Raw genomic sequence first — 19,669 nt, 5'->3', positions numbered from 1 at the left:
CACTTTTTTTAGTGCTATTTTTTTCGTTAAAGGGTAATCATCATTTTTGTCGAATGAAGAGGGTTGGGAAATAGTTACATATGGGGAAGGGGATTATTAAAAATGTTTGTAACACTGCAAACCGTTCAAGAATCAGAAAAAGAAATATTACGTAATTTGTATGCACTATATCTTCATGACCTTTCTACATTCACTTCTAATATAACGATTGGGGCAAATGGATTTTTTGAATACGAAGATTTACATATGTTTTGGGTAAATGATGGAATCACTCCGTATTTTATTAAAAGTGATAATGAGATTGTAGGATTTTTATTACTACTGGAACGTCCATTTTTGAAGAAGGAAAACGATTTTGGTATAAATGACATTTTCATATTGAATCAGTACAAAGGAAAAGGAATCGGTAAACAAGTTATTGAGAGTTTGCTAAAAGAGAAACGAGGACAATATTTCGTTATCGAACTTGTGAAAAATGTACCAGCTGTTTCTTTTTGGAAGAAAGTATATAGGGAGCTAAACATTGAATTTGATGAGAAAATACAGTTAATCGATGATGAAGAATGTCTCGTTCAAACGTTTGAAATATAATGAAATGGATTCTTTTAGTATATTACTTTGAAATTTAACTTTATTTTGAATATATCTTTCACCCTTGAAAACATAGTATGTATCGCTTATATTGTCATATAGTATTTACTTTAAAACAAAGCAATGAACGAACCAGGGGGCACAGTATGGCAATTAATATGAAAACAATCGAAGAATGGATTGCTGAATCAAACACAAGACATGAAGAAGACTTTGGACACGTTATTGAAGAGATGAAAGAAGTATGCGTCGGACTTGATAATGCGACATTAATTTATACGAAAAATGTATTTTGTTTCGGTAAGAAAGTAGAAGTCTTTTTCTTCTTCCAAGACCATGTCGTGATCGGACAAGAAAAAGACGAATATGTTGAAATTGAAAAATTAAAGTATGATGCCATTACACATAGTAACTTAAAAACAAACGATAAAAATACAACGCTAGAATTAAAGTTTGCTAACGGACAAACTATCAATTTAGATAGTTTAAATGATAACTACGGTACGAAAAACTGGTTATTTGCGAGACAAATAAAGAGCATTTTCAAATTAATCTAGTAAAAAAAGCAGACCTCAAAGGGCCTGCTTTTTTTACGTGGTTCCTATTACACAAAGGCATCCTTTTTATTCATAGCACTTCACACTTTTAAATCCTGTTTTATAAAATAAGTTTATTAATTCTTCAGTCGTTTTATATTTCTCCATATGATATTGAATTTTGAAAGTTTCAGCTACTAATAAAAAGGATCCGTTCGGCTGTAGGACGCGAAATACTTCTTTTATATCTTGTTCCACATCAGGCCAGAAGTAGTGTGTTTGAAAAGCGGTAATGAGGTTGAAGAAGTTTGTATTGTAAGGAATAGAGGAGACACTTGCTTGATGAATGATTACTTTTCCTTTTTTTACGTCTAGCATATTGGCTTTTTTTGAGTTTTCAACAGCTTGTTCCGAATAGTCAATTCCGTATATTTTCCCAAACGGAATTCGTTTTGAAAGAGTATGTATTGTTTTACCACCGCCACAACCAATATCTAAAGTAATTGCATCTTCACGTATATGTATTTTTTGTAAAGACCAATTTGTTAGTCTCGTATGTGCGGCATTCATAATACAAAGCATGGAAGAACCAATTGCCCCGCGCGGATTTTTTGCTTGCTGGATTAATCGTTGTAAAATGCTCAAGTTAAACTCTCCTTTTATGTAAGAATATATACTTATTTCGCGTTTTATAAATTAAGTCCTTTAAAAAAGCACGCCGATAGCCGGCGTGCTTCTAATTACGCAAATCCCCTTTTAACCAATTCCGCGCCCGATAAGCTCCAACAGGAATTTGAATAAGTGACGTTTCATTCCCAGCCTCTATCCCGTACAACTGATCACATGAATTTGTATCAAAACTAAGTAAAGGATGCCCAGCCATCCCCATTGCGGTCGCGGCGAAAACGAGTTTATGAACGAGTATACCCGCTTCCATTTGGTGAATACGGTATCCTCTGTAGCCTAATGCATTTGTATAGTAATCTTTCTTTCCGACTACATGTAGGCAAAGCGGTACTTGAAAAAGGTTTACATTATCCATCGTCATACTAGATTGTAGGGGATAACGAAGGTCTCCATATCGAAGTGGCTGTATGGAATGCGTTTTACTATTATAAGAATAAGCGCCGTTTTCTATATCTTTTACGTTATAAAAACATCCATATAAGGAAACGCGTGCATTTTCATTTACATACTGCCCATCAAGGTCATTGTAATAAGGGAAGGAGAGGCTCGCTTCTTGTAGTAAAGTAGCGAGCTCGGCTGCATCCAATTTCGTTAAAGTAAAGTCAGCATCGGGTGAATACCGTTGTTTACATAGTTGTAAAAAATCGTATGATAATCGCTCTACTTTCGGCAGTTGTACAGCGTGCGCATGATGTTGAAAGTGCTCTTCATGAGCTAGTGTTTGGAACTGTGCTGTCGATTCGATCATAGAAGCTTCATTTATTTTTGTTATCATCGGATACTCATTTACATGCTTTGAGCGAACGAAATGTTCATGTGCTAAAGGTGGAATTTGTTGTAATAGCTCATGAGAAGTAACTGTTTTAATTTCACGGTAATCATTGTGAAACCAATTCGTTTGCGGTTCTGTACTTAAAGGAAGGACAGCATACACGCTTTCTTCGCCTTCTGACAGTCCGAGTAAATGGTTGATTGACCGGTCTAGAAACTGAAAGTATACGCCATTTGTGTAACCGAATTGTTTGGAACATTCAAGTAATTGTCCGATGAGAACGCCACTATCTAATCCTTGAAGTCGATATGAAAAGTTATTGTATTTAAAGAAGTTTTTCCAAAACATGGTGGATACGAATGCAGCACCAAAACAAGATTGTAAGTTACAACGATTGCCGAGTGCTTCTGTAAGGTAAGAATCGAAATTTCCTTCGCGAATTAAGATAAGTCGGTGATGCGCGGCGTCGTAATGGTAAATGCCGTCTGGATAATCGTCAATTTTTAAATATATATACAATTCATTTGGATATAAAGCGCCGCCTGAAGGGATAGATCTTCGGAATAAAATTTTTTCGCTATTTAGCTGACATAACTGTGTTAAACCAAATGAGCACCAAAGGTAATGACCAATCTCATTCAAAGTAGGTGTAGTAGAAGAGTTAGGTAAAGATAATGGGATTTCTAAAGAGAGAGGAATGATAGGTACATTTCGATATAGTTTATAAGGAAGCGGTGCATCTTCCCAGTCCACTTCCTGATTCGGCATAATTTTATCGATAGAAAAATGGAGATGATGTAAAAAAGTATCTAGCTGCATAAAATCCCCTCCTTTACTATGGAAACGGATGCGGATGTGGATTTAATTGTTCATTTGTTAAAGGTTCATTTGTATACCCAAGTGTCATCGGTACAGTATACACTCTATCCAGTCCTGTAACCCGAGTGAGATGGTGACCGAACGTCATCGGTAGCATACCTGGAATAATGACTTTTACACAATGTAATCCGTTTTTTTCTATAAGAGGTACTGTTTGATTTACAACGATTACTTCAAGTCCAGTTTGCTCTAGACGGTTTAAAAGTTGATGAAGATCGGATGTTAAATCTAGATCAACTGATTGTAATACATTCATTTCTTGGAACGATTGCACCGGAGCATCGTCACGTAAAAGGAAGTGAAGACGTTCTTCTGCTTTTTTCAATCCGTACAACATACTATGGTCTCCCATTTGGCTAACGAGATAAGGGTCTTGTAAGCAGTTTTCGTAGTGCTCTCTTTTTTGTTCGAGCTCATCGTCTGTTATGAGTAACATGCCTGCTATTTCGTGAATGGCACTCTTTAAAGCACGGACGGGATCCAAATGAGAGCCTCCAGCACAAACAACGTTCATTCCATGTTCACGCGTATTTTTCGCAATTACCCATAAGCTCGGGATACCGTGTTCCATCGTTGCGTTAAAAGCATACAATTCATAACCGGTAATCGTGTACAGCCGCTGGATCATTAATTGTAATTCCGTATCATTTGCTGAACTAAGATCAAGGCGGGGAAGAGGTAATTCAGCATACCAAGTGAGCAAAAAGGCGTCACGCTCTACAACTTCTAAAATGCCGTGAAAAATTGCTTCTTCTAAGCTACCACCAATGGCACAGCCATTTGATGTTTCATATACGTAAGCATCTCGATGACCGAGGCTATAATAAGCGATTGATTCAGGAACTAAAATCGTCCGGTTTTGTGACAATGAATATCCCCATACCCAGTTTTGTTCATAGTCAGGATCAAACGGTTTAAATGGAAAACCATCACGATTATAATGTTCATTTGTATGTACACCGAGCGTAAGGGGATTTAGTGCATAATCCTCTAAATCATGAAAACTACCATGCACATTTGTCTTTTTTCCTCGAGGTGACATACCACAATATCGTTCTAAACCTTCTAAAATGGCAGTTGCTTCACTTATTGCAAATGAAAGAGTTCGGCCTGCAACCCCTTCATTTCCAAACATTAATGGCATGTTTATAATAACGTCAGCAAATGGTAGTAAAGAATGTTGCATTTTTCCGTTCAACATACCGACGCGGTAATCTAAATAATCTCTCGTTAAAAATGTGTTTAGTTCATGAATGGAACGACAGCGATATGTTGCATCATTTGTTTTTAAGCTCGGTTGTAATGAAATCGCTGCTGCATCTGCCGTGTCATCAGGTAAATTGCTACATACAGGGCAGAGCGGATCTGGAAGAAAAGAATGCCGCGTACATTGCAGTGTTTGTAAGTTTAGTAAAATGAGTTCATTTTCTAAAGAAGAATGAGTATGAGTTAATATTTTCTCTGTTTCTGCGCAAATAAGATGGCACATTTGCAGAATGCCATTTTGGGTGGCACGTACATCACGCCTCGTTACGTTTTCTTCCTTTACCGCATATTTTCGTTGTAGCTCCCACATTTCTTTTTGATCAAATCCAGCGATAAAGCGTCGTCCATCGGCACAATGAGTACATCCCGCTGCAAGAGGATGAATATAAGGACCGATAACCCCTTCACCAAATGAAGTAAAACCACGTAGCCACGGAATATGATTTGACCGGAAAGTTAGCTCAGCGTCATGATGAATCGTAGAAGGAGAGCCGTCGTGTAATACGAGAGCGAGGTCGATATTTTCAGGGATTTCGTCTGCAATTGTGTGTTGCCGAATGATGGAATATTGTTTGCATAATTGATCATGTACATAGTCTGCAAGAAGGCCATCTCCTATAAGTAATATATTTTGAGTCATAGACTATCCTCCTTTGCAATTAAAACCCCGTACACACCATCTAAGTTTTCTTTCAAAAATGATTCAATTGCCAAATCAAATACAAATGGATAGAAATTATGTTCTTCTAAATGTTGTAAGGCGAGCTGTACAGATTGCGTACTTGGAATTTCTTCTTCCTCTTGTATTTCTAATCTAAAAGAATCAGTATCATATAAAATGATAGAGGATTCAGGCAAAATATTAGTTCTGTAAGGAGTCTCTTCATTTTGATTGTGGAGAAGTGATAGTTGTAGTGCGTTTCGTAACGCTAACGTCGTATTAATATTAGATGCACCGTACCAATGATTATTTATACCGACCCAAACGACTGGAAAGCTGAGAATCTCTTCACCCATTGCGATTTTTGGTGTTTCATGAATTGTAGCGAGGGCATCGTAATAAAATCTACAATGTTTATCATGAATTTCGGTTAAGTCGACCGTCGTAATTTCTTCTAGCATATGTGATTGTCGTTCATACAATTTGTGATTTAAATGTTGTTGTAGTGCTCGGTATACCCCCTCTGTCATCGTTTCTCCAGCGCCAATACCGATATCGGTATGTTCAGGGATAAGGCGGTGCATAATTTCTGCTACGTATGTTTCAATTCCTACTAAACCAGCTTCTCGGCGCGCTTCGTTATGAGTCAAACCAGCGCAAGTCATAAGAGGCAGGAGGGAAGTTGGACCATCTGATAGCGGTGTAGCTACTTGAATATTGCATTGTGATAATGGCAATTGATATAAATCTTGTTCATCCCATACATGGAATATACCAGCTTCTTTAGAAGTTAATGAATCGAAAAAACGGAATAATTCAGTTGAAGTATGTTGGCTAGACCGATGCTCAAGTTGTTCAGAAAGGTCTTCTATCGTATCAATTGTAAAACTTTCATCAGTTGCGAGAGGGTGTTTTATAAAAGGATGCCATGCTCCTTCGAGTGTTTCATAATTTAATAAAAAGAATTGTGGATCCTTTTCTCGATGTGAATCATCAGCAACGTGCTTAAATAATTCAAAAACGATTATATTTGCTAGCATTGCAGATGTAATAGGAGAGAAGGCGGCTGATGAATTTTCATTTTGTAAAGTCGTTTCATGTAGCCGATGCCATGCGGATTCCCAGCATTCTTCACGATTAGCCATTACGACAGGACCAGCTATACCAAGTGTTGATAAACAGACGGCTGGTATAAAGTTCTTTCCTACTTCCTTGCAAATCGTGTGAGCTGCTCTTAGGCCATCAATATCTCCATTTTGAGAAACGTACAAAATCCAGTCGAAAGGCTCGAACACTTCATGCAGAGGACGATCAATTGTCGTATCTATTTCTTGAACAAGTACAGTATCATCCACTTCATGTGCAAGTTCTATTAGCTCATGAATGCGGTCGTAATTCGTTTCTTCATAATCTGTCACAAGGTAATGAAAGGTAGGTAATCCGGATTCTAATAAAGAAGAAACTAAGGAAGTGAGCATATCTCCAGAACCAATTATAAGGACATTCGCTTTGCGGTACGTTTCGAATTTTAATGCGCCTGAATGAGAATCTGCTTCTAGAAATTCAATTTGCGAAGCGTATCTATCAAGTAATGCGCTGTTTAATTCGTGAGGTGCGTCTTGACTTACATCACGGACAAAGCCATTTGTATATAAAATCTCTCCAATTTCAAGTACACGATTTTGATAGGGAAGAGGGAGACCATCCGTTATTTCTGCTAAAGAATAATTACCGTTAAACATCGGCATTAATTTTTCAATCCAATTATAAATTCCATCACCGTCCATACGAAATGAACTGGCGTTATTTCGAAAATAGACACCCCCGTTTGAGTCGGGAAGGAAGAAGGTATCCTTATTTGCTTTCAATTTTGCATGAATTGGAAGGTTACTCATTTTAATCCTCCTTACGTTATAGGCATACATTATTAGCTTATGTCATGCGATTTGTCCTGTATGAACGAAAAAAAGGCTGTAGAATGATGTATTCTACAGCCTTTATATAATAGATTATTAATCTATCAACCTTCTAATAATAATGATTTTGGATCTTCAAGCATATCTTTAACAGCAACAAGGAAGCTAACTGCTTCTTTACCATCAACGATACGGTGATCGTAAGATAAAGCGATGTACATCATTGGGCGGTTTTCCATACGTTCGTTATCAATTGCAACAGGACGTACTTGGATTTTGTGCATTCCTAAAATACCAACTTGTGGGCTGTTTAGGATCGGTGTTGACATTAGAGAACCGAACACGCCACCGTTTGTAATTGTAAATGTACCACCTTGTAGTTCTTTTAATGAAAGTTTGTTGTCACGTGCTTTTTTACCTAATTCACGAATTTCGCTTTCGATTTCAGCGAAGTTTAATTGGTTCGCATCGCGTACAACTGGAACAACTAATCCATCTGGAGCTGCTACTGCAATACCGATATCATAGAATTTTTTAATGATAAGCTCGTCACCTTGAATTTCAGCATTTAATAATGGGAATTGTTTTAATGCTGCAACAACTGCTTTTGTGAAGAATGACATGAAACCAAGACGTACATCATGTTTTTTCTCAAAAGCGTCTTTACGCTCTTTACGTAATTCCATGATTGCAGTCATATCAACTTCGTTAAATGTTGTTAACATTGCAGATGTTTGTTGAACTTCTACAAGACGTTTTGCAATTGTTTGACGGCGGCGGGACATTTTCACGCGCTCAACTGGTTTTTCAAATTCAGTTTTTGCAACTGGAGCAGGAGCTGGACTTTTTGGAGCAGCTGGTGCTTCTTTTGGTGCTACAGCATGAGCTTGTACATCGTGTGGTCTCACACGTCCAAGTGGATCTGTGCTACGTACGTCGTTTAAGTCGATTCCTAATTCACGAGCCATTTTTCTAGCAGCTGGTGATGCGATAGGACGGTTTGTATTTGGTAAACCTTGTAAAGTTGCAGTTTGTTCAGCACTTGGTGCCGCAGCTTTTGGTGCTTCAGCTGTTTCTTGTTTTGGTTGCTCAGCAGCCGGTGCAGGTGTACTTACTGCAACTGGTGCTCCGTTTGCATCTAAAATTGCGATAGTTGCGCCAACTTCAACTGTATCCCCAGGTTCGCCTAGTAACTTCGATACAATACCTGAATCTTCTGCAATGATTTCTACATTGACTTTATCAGTTTCAAGCTCAACAACGCTGCCACCTTTCTCAACTTTGTCGCCTACGTTGATAAGCCATTGTGAGATAGTTCCTTCAGTAATAGATTCTGCAAGCTCAGGTACTTTAATTTCGATCATTTTAAATGTCCTCCCCTTATTTGCCTAACGGTGTGTTTTTTCTTCTTTTGTCTTCGGTAATCTCCATTTGTTAGCCTGACCTTGGGCAGAATATCTGCCCAAGGAACAAGCTAGAAATCTTCATTGTTACTTTTTAGTTGCTGAAAACTTCAATTTCTAGTTTATCTTGACGGAAGTTATACTTTACATCTAAAGCGTGTGCAACAATTAGTTCTTGCTCAGCTTTGTGAGCGAATGGATCGCCGCCAGATGGGCTAGAGCGATCTGGGCGTCCGATGTAACCTGTTTTCACTTTATCTCCAGCTAGTTCGAACAGAATTGGAGCCATGTAATGCCATGCGCCCATATTACGAGGCTCTTCTTGAACCCAAATAATTTCTTCTAAGTTTTTAAAGCGTTTAATAATAGATTGAACTTTCTCAGCAGGGAATGGGTACAGTTGTTCAATACGAACGATATGAATTTCATCTAAGTTGTACTCATGCTTACCAGACTCGATTTCTGCTGCTAAGTCAATCGCCATTTTACCTGTACTTAAAACAAGACGTTTTACTTTGTTTGGTTTTGTACCAAGGTTTTCTTGTTCTAAAGCAGGTTGGAAACGTCCTTCGCTTAATTGACTAGCAGTTGAAAGCGTAAGTGGGTGACGTAATAAACTCTTCGGCGTCATCAATACTAATGGTCGAACAGCTTCTGTTCCTAAGATAGATGCTTGACGACGTAAAATATGGAAGTATTGTGCCGCACTCGTTAAGTTTGCAACTGTCCAGTTGTTCTCAGCAGCCAACTGTAAAAATCGCTCTGGACGTGCACTAGAGTGCTCCGGTCCTTGACCTTCATAACCGTGTGGTAATAGAAGAACTAAACCAGATTTTTGACCCCATTTTGCTCTTCCAGCTGAAACATATTGATCAAATAATGCTTGCGCAGTATTTGAGAAGTCACCATATTGCGCTTCCCACATAACAAGCGTTTCTGGAGCGAATACGTTATAACCATACTCGTAACCAACAACAGCAGCTTCTGATAACGGACTGTTATGAACAGAGAATGAAGCGTTGATGTTTGGTAAGCGATGTAATGGTGAATATGTTTCATTTGTATCAGTATCGTGTAATACGATGTGACGATGCGCGAATGTACCACGTTGTGAATCTTGACCAGTTAAACGAATTGGCGTACCTTCTTGTAAAATAGAAGCGAATGCTAATGACTCAGCAAGTGCCCATTCAATTTTACCGTTCTCTTCAAGAGCGTCTTTACGGCGCTCAAGAATTTTCTTCACTTTCGGATATACGTTAAAGCCTTCTGGCCAAGATAGTAGACCTTCATTAATTGCACGAAGTGAATCAAGTTCAACACCAGTATCAATTGACTGAATGCCCTTTGCAACAACATCTGGTACTTTAACGTGAATTGTTGCATCGCTCGTATCAGCTGGTGGTACTTGTGCATAGTCAGATTTTAATTGTTCTTGTGTAAACTGAGTAATTGTTTCAATTTCATCTGCATTTAGAACACCAGCAGCTTGTAATTGATCTGCATAAATTGCTCTTACAGTTGGGTGATTTTTAATCTTTTTGTACACTTGTGGTTGTGTAACTGCTGGGTCATCCATTTCGTTATGACCGTAGCGGCGGTAACCAATTAAATCGATTAAGAAATCTTTTTTGAACAACATGCGATATTGAATTGCAAGATTAGCAGCAGCAAGACAAGCTTCTGGATCATCAGCATTGACGTGAACAATCGGGATATCGAAACCTTTTGCAAGGTCACTTGAATATTTCGTAGAACGAGAATCATAGCTATCAGTCGTAAAACCAACTGCATTGTTTGCAATAACATGAATTGTTCCGCCTGTTTGATACGCGTTCAATCTGCTTAAGTTTAGTGTCTCAGATACAATTCCTTGACCAGGGAATGCAGCATCACCGTGAACTAAAATTACGAATGATTTTGAAGTATCTTGTTCTGGAAGACCAGATTTTTTACGATTTTCTTGAGCCGCACGTGCGAAACCTTCTACAACAGGATTAACGAACTCAAGGTGACTTGGGTTATTTGCTAATGTAACGCGAGTGCTAACTTCCTCGTTACTAACGACTTGTTCTCTACCTAAATGGTATTTTACGTCGCCAGTCCAGCCAGAATTTGCTACTGCGCCTTCTATTTTTGCATGTTTGAACTCGGCAAACATGTGACTATATGGTTTTTCTAATACGTGTGCAAGTACGCTTAGACGACCGCGGTGAGCCATACCGATCATGACATCTTCTACGCCGTTTTTAGCACCTTCTAGCACAATTTCATCTAGAACAGGTACAAGCATATCAACGCCCTCGATAGAGAAACGCTTTTGCCCAACGAATGTTTTATGCAAGAATTGCTCGAAACCTTCAACAGCTGTTAAACGTTTTAAAAGAGCAGTTCGTTTTTTATTTGATAGTGGTTGACGCAATGAATTTGATTCCACCATTTGATGCAACCACGCGCGTTCTTCACTATCTTGTATATGAGAAAATTCATAAGCTAAAGTTTGTGTATACACTTCTTTTAATCTATGAATTACATCAAGTGCAGTGTGAATACCTTCTGGTGCATCTTGCCATACTGTTTTTGCTGGAATCGCTTTCAAATCAGCATCGCTCAGTTCGTTCATTGCTTTCTCAAGAAGAGATTGTCCATTTGCAGCATCTTCCATCGGATTGATGTGAGCCAACGTATGCCCGAAAGAACGAATCTGTTCAACAAGTTGAACGACTTTAAGAATTTTTTCAATGTTACCTGTGTTTTGAGGAGAAAAATGTGTTGCTGTGTTGTCCCCTGTTACGACATCATCTTGAAACGAAGGAGCTCCAAAAATTTCAAAAAGCTCTTGTAATTCCGGATCAACAGAACCTGCTCCAGTTACGTAAAGATCATACTGTTCAATAACATAACCAAGGTTCGGACCGTGGAACTTGGCCCAAGGGTTTGTCGTTGTATTCTTCCTCGTCATTTGTTTAAACCTCCCAATGCATATAATCCTTTTTCCATACAAAAAGGTGCATTTTGCTCTTTTCAATAATTGATGAACCAATAATCAATGTAAATGTTTTTCTTTACTCTTATGTTATTACAATAATTTACATAATACCAAACACTATTACTTATCTGTTTTGTAAAAAAACATTCACAATAACTTATCACCCAAGTTAATCTTTCATGTTATAAAGTAATTTTACAGAAAAATAGGGTGGATATATTTGGTATACCTATACAAATAACTAAAATTGTTGCATGTAAATATAAGTATAATAGTTAGAATGTTTTGATAAAAATAAGTTCGAATTATGTATATTGAAATAATAAGCGCTTTCATTGATATTATACAACAATATAACGGAATATAGTATAAAAAATAAAAAATTATGAATTTAGCGTAAACTTTATTTAGATAGTGTTAAATATTGAAAGGAAAGTGAAGGATTTCTACAAAAAAAGTTGCTAAACATCAAAAATGCTTCATAAACAGTTAGTTTCTATAAATATGACGAAAAACACCGTAAAACCAATAACGCATTTCGCGGAATAAAGGGATAAATGAAATATTTTAAAAGGATAAAACAAATATGGAGATATTAAATTTTAAAAAAAGAGAGGTGGAGATATAGTAACAGTTATTTACATTGTTCCATGTTTCATTACAAAATAGACGTGCTGAAATTGAAAAAGTTTCTTCTATATAAATAGCGTGAATAATAATTAAAATGAATGTAAAGGAAGCTTGACGTAAAGTTTGCTTTACATATATACTCGGTATAAGGGAGGGGGGAGAAATTTCCTTGGAAAATAAAATGGTCGAATACCGAAAAAAATTTGGACTATCTCAAGAAAAATTGGCTGAGAAACTTGGCGTTTCCAGACAAACCGTCATTTCAATTGAAAAAGGAAAATACGATCCATCACTTCCGTTAGCATTTGAAATCGCGAAAACATTTCAGACGACGATAGAACATGTATTTATTTATGAAGGAAAAGAAGGGGAGGAATAAAGATGAACTATTCACAAAAGTACTTCGTTATCATGGGAATTATCTTTCTATTTATGAGTGGATTTATGATCCTAACAGGAATAATGACGCATTCTGCACCACCAACTCCAACTTATACAGTGCTTGCGATGATGATCATGTGCTTTTGCTTAAGCTACTTACATCCGCAATTTAAAGAAAAAGACGAGCGGATGAAATTAATTCGTTATAAAGGCATGTTCTTCAGCTTTTTTGCATTAACAGCGTATTATCTTCTTTTCTCTATTGGCTTAAACTTAAATGTTATTACACTATCTGCAGTTGAACTACTGAACATACTTATGGCACTCACGATGAGTACCGTCTTTATCTCGTTTGTTGTTTTGGCAAAAAGATATTAAGATGGAAGAGAGAAAGGAAGATTAACATATGCAAATGATGTATGCTTTTGGCATTGGGCTTGTATTATTTTTAGCCGTATTCTTATTTATTCGGAAAGACGTGCAAGGTGGGACGTTAACGAAACGAGGCTTTTATAAAATGATCGGCTGTTTAGTTGTTATGTTTATAGCGATTATCGTCATGATCGTTTTAATAAATCGGTCACTATAGAATATAAAAATGGAACCTTACAGCAGTAAGGTTTTTCTCTTTTTTTGTAAAATCCGAAAATTCCTACTAAATCCATTTACTGTATATAATGGATATTATATAATTTAATAAAATGATAGATAGGGAGAAGAGTATATGAATAAAAAAACTATCTTCTTTTTATTAACATGCCTACTACTTATAGCTAGTATTACTTATATAATATGTAACAAACGAGAACAAGTGCCACCTATGTTAGTATGGGAGGGGCAAGAATACTACATAACAAATGAACCGGCTAAAGCAGAAGAAGTGGGGCAAAGGCTAGGAGAAATAACAAAGAAAATTGAAACAAGTGAAAAACCTATTAAAAATAGTGAATCCAACATATTAAGCGAAAAAACAGAAGTATTCACATTGATAGAAGAAGAGGGGAATCCTCACTCACCCTTAATCATAAAGGAGCTTTATAGTGACGAGTATAGAGTAGTAAGGCCGATGTTAAAGGTACTATAAAATAAAAAGGAGATCTATATGCAAACAGTAACTTCATATCCATGGTCATTAAGAAAAATGTTTGTTTTTTTCCTTTGCTTCATCCTTCCACCAATCGGCGCTATTTATATTTTGAGGAATAGAGAAGCACTACAAAAGAGAGACTTCATTTTATATGTATTATTTGCTGCTATTAATATATCGTTTTGGTTATCGCTTATGATTTTTGATCGGAGTATGTGGATGGTAGCGGGGCATTATGTGCTTGGAGCAATTGTTATTAGTGTTTCGAATATGAATAAGAGATAGGCCAGCAATCTTAAAGTTGCTGGTTTTTATTTTGCTATTTATAATGAAGAAACAAATTTTTAATAGAGAGTAGTGACGTTATGAGATGGAAAGAGGGAACGTTTGAAAAAATAGAAACGAATGACGAATCTGTTGCGCAACTTGTAAACACGTTTAAGGAACAAAACTTAAATGGTGGCGCAATAATAAGCTGTTTTAAAGTACATAACGAAAATTTTTTCAAAGAAATACCACATTCGAAAGAGGGGCATGAACACTTCTTTAGAAGAATATTTAACTCTTTAGATATAATCAATAGCTTAGAAGAGTTAAAAATACATACGTCACAAAAATATAAGTTTCATTTTAAAGAGCAATGGGCAGTCATGCTTGATGGTAGCATTGCCGCTCAAATTTTGTGGGGCGGAGCATATGAAGCATTTAAGGAACGACCAGTTATCGCAAAACAATTAGCAGTTAATGTATGTCAATATATGTTCCAAGATCGATACGAAGATATTAAAGTGTTCGAAAGCTATCGCCCTTGGACAGATTGGTTTTACGATGTTGCGTGGGATATTACTTGGATGGTGTTAGATAGTAAGGAGCAGAAAATGTGGTTAGTTTGTGCTACTGATACGGATTGATAGATGGGAGAAGTTTTATGCCAATGGTCTTTGCTAGTGCTTTTAGCAAAGATAGAGGTGGTGACTAGAAAATCGTTGCAGATGATAACTTGAAAGAAGTATTGTTTGCCAATGCGAAGTCTTTGGAGAAGAGGTTTGGTGGGAAGTGATTGATTTAGATAAAAAAGAGAAGCCATATCACGTAGAAAGTTGATATGATTTCTCTTTTTTTATGACCCCGGAGAGGCTCGAACTCACGACCTCCACCCTGTCAAGGTGGCGCTCTCCCTGCTGAGCTACGGGATCTTCAAAAATACTTATGTAATAGCATCTTTAATCATTATGTTAAAGCAATTATATAAAATTAACTGAAATTTTACAATATTTTTTGTGGTAAGTTTTAAAAGGGGAATCATATGCAATTATGCGAGTAGTATCTGAAGGGATAATAATGAGAAAAAACTTAGTAGGATGTAGCGGTCGTATTATTTAAGATATTTATCCAAAGGGTTTTCATCGTTTAAATCAACAAGTAAAGGACATAGGAATAATAGAGGTAGAGCGGCATTAGCATGATGAAAGGTGTCATTAGATAGATACTGCCTCCCAAAACAATACGGACAATCTTTTTCAAATGTCACGAGTATCGACCATACATCTTTTACTTTCCATTTCGTTTTACAATACGTACAACGCGCCATGGAGTTCCTCCTCATTATAAGTTTTCTTCTAGTATATTCCATTCTATTGTACGAAAGTCATTTGTATTTGGTGTGATAAAATGTAAGTTGTTTTATTTTTATGTGAGTTTATTTAGTTATTTATGATCCTTTACATATCGTTTGCTATTTTTGCAGGATGATAGATTTTCAGTTTCAATATGCAAACTGGCCAATATATCCTTTTTACAATTTACTTAAAATCATGTATAACAGAGATACAAGATTATTTTACCCCGCTATTTGCGGGCAGTAAGATTCACCTCAAAACTCAGCGAAAGCAAAGAGGTTAGGTGGGGGATGAAGCCCCCCACTGATTAAAGTTTCACTTTATAATTATTCAGAAGTAGAGGGAGAATTATTGTAATGGTAAGGAAAACGTTCAAGATGCGCGTATCTAAAAATAGAACGATTTCAATTAATGGCTCAATTCTTGATGTGGATGTTACACATGATGAGTTTTTGCAAGAGTTTGTTGAGTGGGTCGATTCTAAAGGTTGGTCGTTTATGGGGATGACAGATGAGATTACACCTGAGGAAGCTAGTCAAAATTTAATTGATTCATTAATTGATGAGAAGGATAAGAAAGAATAATTCTTTCTTATTTTTTATTGTATATTTATGTTATTTATCGTAAAAGTATGATATAGTAAAAAACAGTGAATATTCTTCCAATTTAATACAAATTACATATAGATTGGTATATTCAGTTTTTAAGCTGTGAGAGTATAGTGAAAAGGGAGAGTCATATGGTAAATTTTAAGAAAATTTTGGCTTTTATTACCGTTATTTGTTTATTTTTTTTGACACCTATGACGTTACGTGCTGAGAAGAATGTTGGAGTGAATCCAGAACAAGTGGCACCACCACCTAAGGAAGGGCCAAATGTTTTTAGTCAGTTTGCAACTACGATTGATGCGAAAACTGGAGATATTTTGTATGATAAAAACGCACATCATCGTGCATTTCCGGCTAGTATGACGAAAGTGTTAACGGCGATTTTACTTATGGAGCATACGAAGCCAGAGGATCAATTTACGTTTTCACAATTAGCATTAGATCAAGAGAAGAGTAATTATCAAATTGAGTTTCAACCTGGTGAGACGATTAATAGAAATACTGCACTTATGATTTTAATGGTGCTAAGTGCGAATGATGTGTCATATGCAATCGCAGAGCGTATTGGCGGAAGTGTTGAGAATTTCGCTAATATGATGAATGAGAGAGCGAAGCAATTAGGGGCTACCGATAGTCATTTTGTAACACCAAATGGATTGCATGATCCGAACCATTATACTACACCATATGATATGGCTATGATTACGAGAGGTGTGCAAAAGTACCCTGAGATTTTGCAAGCGATGAATACGAAAAGGACGACAGTTACGACATCTAGGCAGACGGTGTCTATTTTTAATAAATCTACTTATTTTGAAAATCCATTTAGTATTGGCGGTAAGACAGGTTTTACAAATGAAGCGCGCAATACGCTCGTTCTATTAAATGAGAAGGATGGAAATCGTATTATAAATGTAGTAATGGCTTCTCAAAGACCTGAAATTTATGAAGATTTAAAGCAGATGGCGGACTATTCTTTTGGTCAATTTGTGAAGCAAACTGTACTAGATAAACATAGTTGGCATCAAAAGACAACGTATTTAAATAAAGATATTGATAGCGAGCTTGAAAAAAGTGCAGAAGTGATGCTTAAGAAAGATGAAGGAAAAAATGTGAGGACGATTTTCCGTGCGGCTTCATTAGATAAAGATTCTTTGTATCATAAAGGAATTCATCGTGGTGAGGTAGTTGGGGCAGTTGATATCACGAAGAATAATCAAACAATTGCGACGGTTAATGTTCTTTCTAAAGAAGATGTTACTTTTGCAATGCCTAAAAAAGATACGATCGAGCCTGAAGTAAACGAATCAAACGTGAAAATAATAAGTATTGGAATAGGTGCTGCCATATTATTTGGAGCCATTTTATTTGTAGTGCTACGCCGAAATACAAAAGGAATGAAATCAGAAGAAAAATAAATTACTAGTTTAAAGGGCTGTGAAGAGAATTTGTCACAGTCCTTTTTTATATTTAAAATAACTAATAATTGTAAAATTTCTTATTGCATTTCCGTTTCGTTCGTTATATTATTTATTTGTGTTCTCGTTAAAGAACGAGAGTGAATATTGCATACTTCAAATAATATAAAACAACGGAGAGGGAGAGAAACGATGAAATTAATTTGGAAGGTGATTAGCAACGTTATCTCATTTGTTTTATTTGCATTAATGATTTGCTTAGCTTTTGTAGTTATTTCTTCAAAAGCGAGCGGTGGGGATCCAACGGTGATGGGATATCAATTTAAATCAGTGTTATCAGGATCGATGGAACCAACATTTTTAACAGGGTCAATCATTGCGATAGAACCGACAAAAGATGGCTCTAAATATCAAAAAGGTGATGTTATTACTTTTAAAGAGAAAGATGAAAAAATTATCACTCACCGTATTATCGGTGTGAAAGATACAAATGGAAAAGTAATGTATGAAACAAAAGGGGATAACAACAATGGCCCTGATTTAGAACCAGTACTTGCGGATAATGTCATTGGGAAATATGCAGATATTACAGTTCCTTATGCAGGGTATGCATTAAATTATGCGAATTCAAAAGCTGGAGCTGCTTTACTTCTTATTATTCCAGGAATCTTTTTACTAGGCTATTCAGCGATTACTATTTTTAGTGCGATTCGTAGCATTGATGGAGAAAAGAAAGAGAAAAAAGTAGAACAATCCGTCTAGTTATTTTGGTTATAGTTTCCTATTAGGAAATTAACAAATATATATTAAGGGGATATGGACATGACTTTAAAGAAAAAATTAGGAATGGGTATTGCATCAGCAGTATTAGGGGCTGCATTAGTTGGTGGAGGAACATTTGCATACTTTAGTGATAAAGAAGTGTCAAATAATACATTTGCGTCTGGGACACTTGACTTAGCGCTGAACCCTTCAACAATTGTGAAAGTGGATAATTTAAAACCAGGTGATACAATTGAAAAAGAATTTAAATTAGAGAATAAAGGTACATTAGATATTAAAAAAGTATTATTAACTACAGAATATGATGTAGAAGATGTGAAGAAAGATAATAAGAGAGACTTTGGTGAAGACATTGAAGTAGTTTTCTTAAAAAATATTGATAAAAAAGATGAAGTAATTAAGAGAACGACATTAAAAGATTTGCAGAGTCAAACAGTGACTGCTGCAGAAAATGATATAGTAAGTTGGTTATGGCCTGAGAAAGGCATTAAAGCGGGAACTAACGATTCATTTAAAGTGAAATTCCGCTTTATTGAAAGAAATGCACCTCAAAATGAATTCCAAGGCGATAAACTTCAATTAAAATGGACATTTGAAGCGCAACAAGGCGATGGAGTGGAGAAAAAATAAGCAGAAAAAGAGACTATCAAAAATGATAGTCTCCTTTTCTGTTAAAAGGGAAATGTAAAAAGAAAGATAATTTCTTATATCATTTTATAATTCACTTTATTATAATAAAGATATAGTTCTTGATAAAGAACGAGTTGTTCGATAGGAGAGATTAAAATGCTGAAGCAACCTCGTAAATTCAAAAAGATGCTTATATTGCCATGTTTGTGTTCTATTACTTTTTATTTAGGCTCTCAAATGATGACTTATACAGAAGCAGCTTTCATTCATAAAACGAAAGTAGAGGCCACTATTTCTACAGCAAGTATTTTTCCGAAAACAGTTGATCAATTAATAGAACAAGCTAAGCAGCATAAGGAAGTTATTTTGCATGAGTACGAAGGGATGAAATCAAAATTAACTGTTAGATCCACTCAGGAATTAGAACAGGCGCTTGTTATATGGAAGCAAGGGCGTGAGAAGATAGCTACTGAGAGAGAATCGTTACAAAAAGTATATAAATCAATAGAAGAACCTTATAATCAAGTACAAGAAGAGTTAAAAGGAAATGGAACTGAATCGAATAAGCAAGTATTCTCGTATGTGAATGCTGGCTTCCAAATAGTAAAAGACAACTGTCAGTATGTCGATAAAGAAGTAAATTTACAGGCGATCGATAAACAAATTCAAGATTTTGAGAAGTTACTAGTAGATGAAACAGCAAAACAAGTGAGTGAGGCTGAGAAACAAAAGGAATTAGAAGAGAGTAAGAAACAAGAGGAAGCGAAAAAACTAGAAGAGAGTAAGAAACAAGAGGAAGCGAAAAAACTAGAA

At 36.2% G+C, this 19,669-nt stretch carries 20 protein-coding genes and 1 tRNA gene; 13 read left to right on the top strand and 8 right to left on the bottom strand.

The window, feature by feature from the left end; genetic code table 11:
• Window positions 1–102 precede the first annotated feature (102 nt).
• Both PDK19_RS18845 and PDK19_RS18840 read left to right on the top strand, forming a co-directional pair.
• On the top strand, window positions 103–591 hold the full coding sequence (locus tag PDK19_RS18845) for a GNAT family N-acetyltransferase (RefSeq protein WP_000498241.1): 489 nt from the start codon (window positions 103–105) through the stop codon (window positions 589–591).
• 146 nt (window positions 592–737) lie between these two features.
• Complete coding sequence (locus PDK19_RS18840; RefSeq protein WP_000996804.1) at window positions 738–1,148, top strand: DUF3908 family protein; 411 nt, start codon at window positions 738–740, stop codon at window positions 1,146–1,148.
• A gap of 66 nt (window positions 1,149–1,214) precedes the next feature.
• On the opposite strand, the gene PDK19_RS18835 is transcribed toward PDK19_RS18840, so the two are convergent.
• The 6 genes from PDK19_RS18835 to odhA all read right to left on the bottom strand — a co-directional run bounded on the left by PDK19_RS18835 (window position 1,215) and on the right by odhA (window position 11,673).
• Window positions 1,215–1,772, bottom strand: coding sequence for a class I SAM-dependent methyltransferase (locus PDK19_RS18835; RefSeq protein WP_270707808.1), 558 nt, complete (start codon window positions 1,770–1,772; stop codon window positions 1,215–1,217).
• 91 nt (window positions 1,773–1,863) lie between these two features.
• Window positions 1,864–3,405, bottom strand: coding sequence for a SagB family peptide dehydrogenase (locus PDK19_RS18830; RefSeq protein WP_270707806.1), 1,542 nt, complete (start codon window positions 3,403–3,405; stop codon window positions 1,864–1,866).
• Between the two features lie 16 nt (window positions 3,406–3,421).
• On the bottom strand, window positions 3,422–5,371 hold the full coding sequence (locus PDK19_RS18825) for a TOMM precursor leader peptide-binding protein (protein ID WP_000192978.1): 1,950 nt from the start codon (window positions 5,369–5,371) through the stop codon (window positions 3,422–3,424).
• Window positions 5,368–7,287, bottom strand: a complete 1,920-nt coding sequence (locus PDK19_RS18820) for a putative thiazole-containing bacteriocin maturation protein (RefSeq protein ID WP_049111712.1) — start codon at window positions 7,285–7,287, stop codon at window positions 5,368–5,370. Before PDK19_RS18820 ends, PDK19_RS18825 begins: the two co-directional genes overlap by 4 nt.
• 125 nt (window positions 7,288–7,412) lie before the next feature.
• Window positions 7,413–8,672, bottom strand: a complete 1,260-nt coding sequence (gene odhB, locus PDK19_RS18815) for a 2-oxoglutarate dehydrogenase complex dihydrolipoyllysine-residue succinyltransferase (RefSeq protein ID WP_270707804.1) — start codon at window positions 8,670–8,672, stop codon at window positions 7,413–7,415.
• Between the two features lie 133 nt (window positions 8,673–8,805).
• The gene (odhA, locus tag PDK19_RS18810) at window positions 8,806–11,673 is read right to left on the bottom strand and encodes a 2-oxoglutarate dehydrogenase E1 component (RefSeq protein ID WP_270707801.1); all 2,868 of its coding nucleotides are present in this window, start codon (window positions 11,671–11,673) and stop codon (window positions 8,806–8,808) included.
• Window positions 11,674–12,499: 826 nt separating this feature from the next.
• Here odhA and PDK19_RS18805 point away from each other — a divergent pair.
• The 6 genes from PDK19_RS18805 to PDK19_RS18780 all read left to right on the top strand — a co-directional run bounded on the left by PDK19_RS18805 (window position 12,500) and on the right by PDK19_RS18780 (window position 14,709).
• The gene (locus PDK19_RS18805; RefSeq protein WP_049111715.1) at window positions 12,500–12,709 is read left to right on the top strand and encodes a helix-turn-helix transcriptional regulator; all 210 of its coding nucleotides are present in this window, start codon (window positions 12,500–12,502) and stop codon (window positions 12,707–12,709) included.
• A gap of 2 nt (window positions 12,710–12,711) precedes the next feature.
• Window positions 12,712–13,089, top strand: a complete 378-nt coding sequence (locus PDK19_RS18800) for a hypothetical protein (RefSeq protein WP_001109914.1) — start codon at window positions 12,712–12,714, stop codon at window positions 13,087–13,089.
• 28 nt (window positions 13,090–13,117) lie between these two features.
• Entirely contained in the window at window positions 13,118–13,300 is a 183-nt protein-coding gene (locus PDK19_RS18795; protein WP_001178301.1) for a DUF3976 domain-containing protein, read from the top strand.
• A gap of 135 nt (window positions 13,301–13,435) precedes the next feature.
• Window positions 13,436–13,795: a hypothetical protein gene (locus PDK19_RS18790; RefSeq protein ID WP_014893204.1), complete on the top strand. Its 360-nt coding sequence runs from the start codon at window positions 13,436–13,438 to the stop codon at window positions 13,793–13,795.
• 18 nt (window positions 13,796–13,813) lie between these two features.
• Window positions 13,814–14,083, top strand: coding sequence for a hypothetical protein (locus PDK19_RS18785; RefSeq protein WP_014893203.1), 270 nt, complete (start codon window positions 13,814–13,816; stop codon window positions 14,081–14,083).
• Between the two features lie 80 nt (window positions 14,084–14,163).
• A complete protein-coding gene (locus tag PDK19_RS18780; RefSeq protein ID WP_270707799.1) occupies window positions 14,164–14,709 on the top strand; it encodes a hypothetical protein in 546 nt (181 codons plus the stop codon).
• A 212-nt stretch (window positions 14,710–14,921) separates the two neighbouring features.
• Here the strand turns inward: PDK19_RS18780 and PDK19_RS18775 are convergent.
• Window positions 14,922–14,994, bottom strand: a tRNA-Val gene (locus PDK19_RS18775).
• 179 nt (window positions 14,995–15,173) lie between these two features.
• Complete coding sequence (locus tag PDK19_RS18770) at window positions 15,174–15,389, bottom strand: hypothetical protein (RefSeq protein ID WP_049111720.1); 216 nt, start codon at window positions 15,387–15,389, stop codon at window positions 15,174–15,176.
• 384 nt (window positions 15,390–15,773) lie between these two features.
• Between PDK19_RS18770 and PDK19_RS18765 the strand changes: the two genes are divergently transcribed.
• The 5 genes from PDK19_RS18765 to PDK19_RS18745 form a co-directional block, all read left to right on the top strand.
• Window positions 15,774–16,001, top strand: coding sequence for a hypothetical protein (locus tag PDK19_RS18765; RefSeq protein WP_000251858.1), 228 nt, complete (start codon window positions 15,774–15,776; stop codon window positions 15,999–16,001).
• A gap of 155 nt (window positions 16,002–16,156) precedes the next feature.
• Window positions 16,157–17,443 carry a D-alanyl-D-alanine carboxypeptidase family protein gene (locus PDK19_RS18760; RefSeq protein WP_270707795.1) on the top strand — a complete coding sequence of 429 codons (1,287 nt, stop codon included), beginning with the start codon at window positions 16,157–16,159 and terminating at the stop codon, window positions 17,441–17,443.
• Window positions 17,444–17,635: 192 nt separating this feature from the next.
• Window positions 17,636–18,205: a signal peptidase I SipW gene (gene sipW / locus PDK19_RS18755; RefSeq protein WP_000767807.1), complete on the top strand. Its 570-nt coding sequence runs from the start codon at window positions 17,636–17,638 to the stop codon at window positions 18,203–18,205.
• A gap of 60 nt (window positions 18,206–18,265) precedes the next feature.
• Window positions 18,266–18,856 carry a TasA family protein gene (locus PDK19_RS18750; protein ID WP_000172845.1) on the top strand — a complete coding sequence of 197 codons (591 nt, stop codon included), beginning with the start codon at window positions 18,266–18,268 and terminating at the stop codon, window positions 18,854–18,856.
• A 156-nt stretch (window positions 18,857–19,012) separates the two neighbouring features.
• The coding region (locus PDK19_RS18745; protein ID WP_061661279.1) for a DUF4047 domain-containing protein at window positions 19,013–19,669 on the top strand (657 nt) is incomplete at its 3' end.

It is taken from the genome of Bacillus cereus group sp. BcHK124, assembly GCF_027712065.1.
GTDB lineage: Bacteria > Bacillota > Bacilli > Bacillales > Bacillaceae_G > Bacillus_A > Bacillus_A pacificus.
Note: the sequence above shows the minus strand (reverse complement) of the source record. Positions and strands in the feature narration are given on the sequence as shown.

What these genes read in the sequence shown, in the direction of transcription:
- PDK19_RS18845 (WP_000498241.1), top strand. Translation starts at nt 103, where the DNA reads ATGTTTGTAACACTGCAAACCGTTCAAGAATCAGAAAAAGAAATATTA.
- PDK19_RS18840 (WP_000996804.1), top strand. Translation starts at nt 738, where the DNA reads ATGGCAATTAATATGAAAACAATCGAAGAATGGATTGCTGAATCAAAC.
- PDK19_RS18830 (WP_270707806.1), bottom strand. Translation starts at nt 3,405, where the DNA reads ATGCAGCTAGATACTTTTTTACATCATCTCCATTTTTCTATCGATAAA.
- PDK19_RS18825 (WP_000192978.1), bottom strand. Translation starts at nt 5,371, where the DNA reads ATGACTCAAAATATATTACTTATAGGAGATGGCCTTCTTGCAGACTAT.
- PDK19_RS18820 (WP_049111712.1), bottom strand. Translation starts at nt 7,287, where the DNA reads ATGAGTAACCTTCCAATTCATGCAAAATTGAAAGCAAATAAGGATACC.
- odhB (WP_270707804.1), bottom strand. Translation starts at nt 8,672, where the DNA reads ATGATCGAAATTAAAGTACCTGAGCTTGCAGAATCTATTACTGAAGGA.
- odhA (WP_270707801.1), bottom strand. Translation starts at nt 11,673, where the DNA reads ATGACGAGGAAGAATACAACGACAAACCCTTGGGCCAAGTTCCACGGT.
- PDK19_RS18800 (WP_001109914.1), top strand. Translation starts at nt 12,712, where the DNA reads ATGAACTATTCACAAAAGTACTTCGTTATCATGGGAATTATCTTTCTA.
- PDK19_RS18795 (WP_001178301.1), top strand. Translation starts at nt 13,118, where the DNA reads ATGCAAATGATGTATGCTTTTGGCATTGGGCTTGTATTATTTTTAGCC.
- PDK19_RS18790 (WP_014893204.1), top strand. Translation starts at nt 13,436, where the DNA reads ATGAATAAAAAAACTATCTTCTTTTTATTAACATGCCTACTACTTATA.
- PDK19_RS18785 (WP_014893203.1), top strand. Translation starts at nt 13,814, where the DNA reads ATGCAAACAGTAACTTCATATCCATGGTCATTAAGAAAAATGTTTGTT.
- PDK19_RS18780 (WP_270707799.1), top strand. Translation starts at nt 14,164, where the DNA reads ATGAGATGGAAAGAGGGAACGTTTGAAAAAATAGAAACGAATGACGAA.
- PDK19_RS18770 (WP_049111720.1), bottom strand. Translation starts at nt 15,389, where the DNA reads ATGGCGCGTTGTACGTATTGTAAAACGAAATGGAAAGTAAAAGATGTA.
- PDK19_RS18765 (WP_000251858.1), top strand. Translation starts at nt 15,774, where the DNA reads ATGGTAAGGAAAACGTTCAAGATGCGCGTATCTAAAAATAGAACGATT.
- PDK19_RS18760 (WP_270707795.1), top strand. Translation starts at nt 16,157, where the DNA reads ATGGTAAATTTTAAGAAAATTTTGGCTTTTATTACCGTTATTTGTTTA.
- sipW (WP_000767807.1), top strand. Translation starts at nt 17,636, where the DNA reads ATGAAATTAATTTGGAAGGTGATTAGCAACGTTATCTCATTTGTTTTA.
- PDK19_RS18750 (WP_000172845.1), top strand. Translation starts at nt 18,266, where the DNA reads ATGACTTTAAAGAAAAAATTAGGAATGGGTATTGCATCAGCAGTATTA.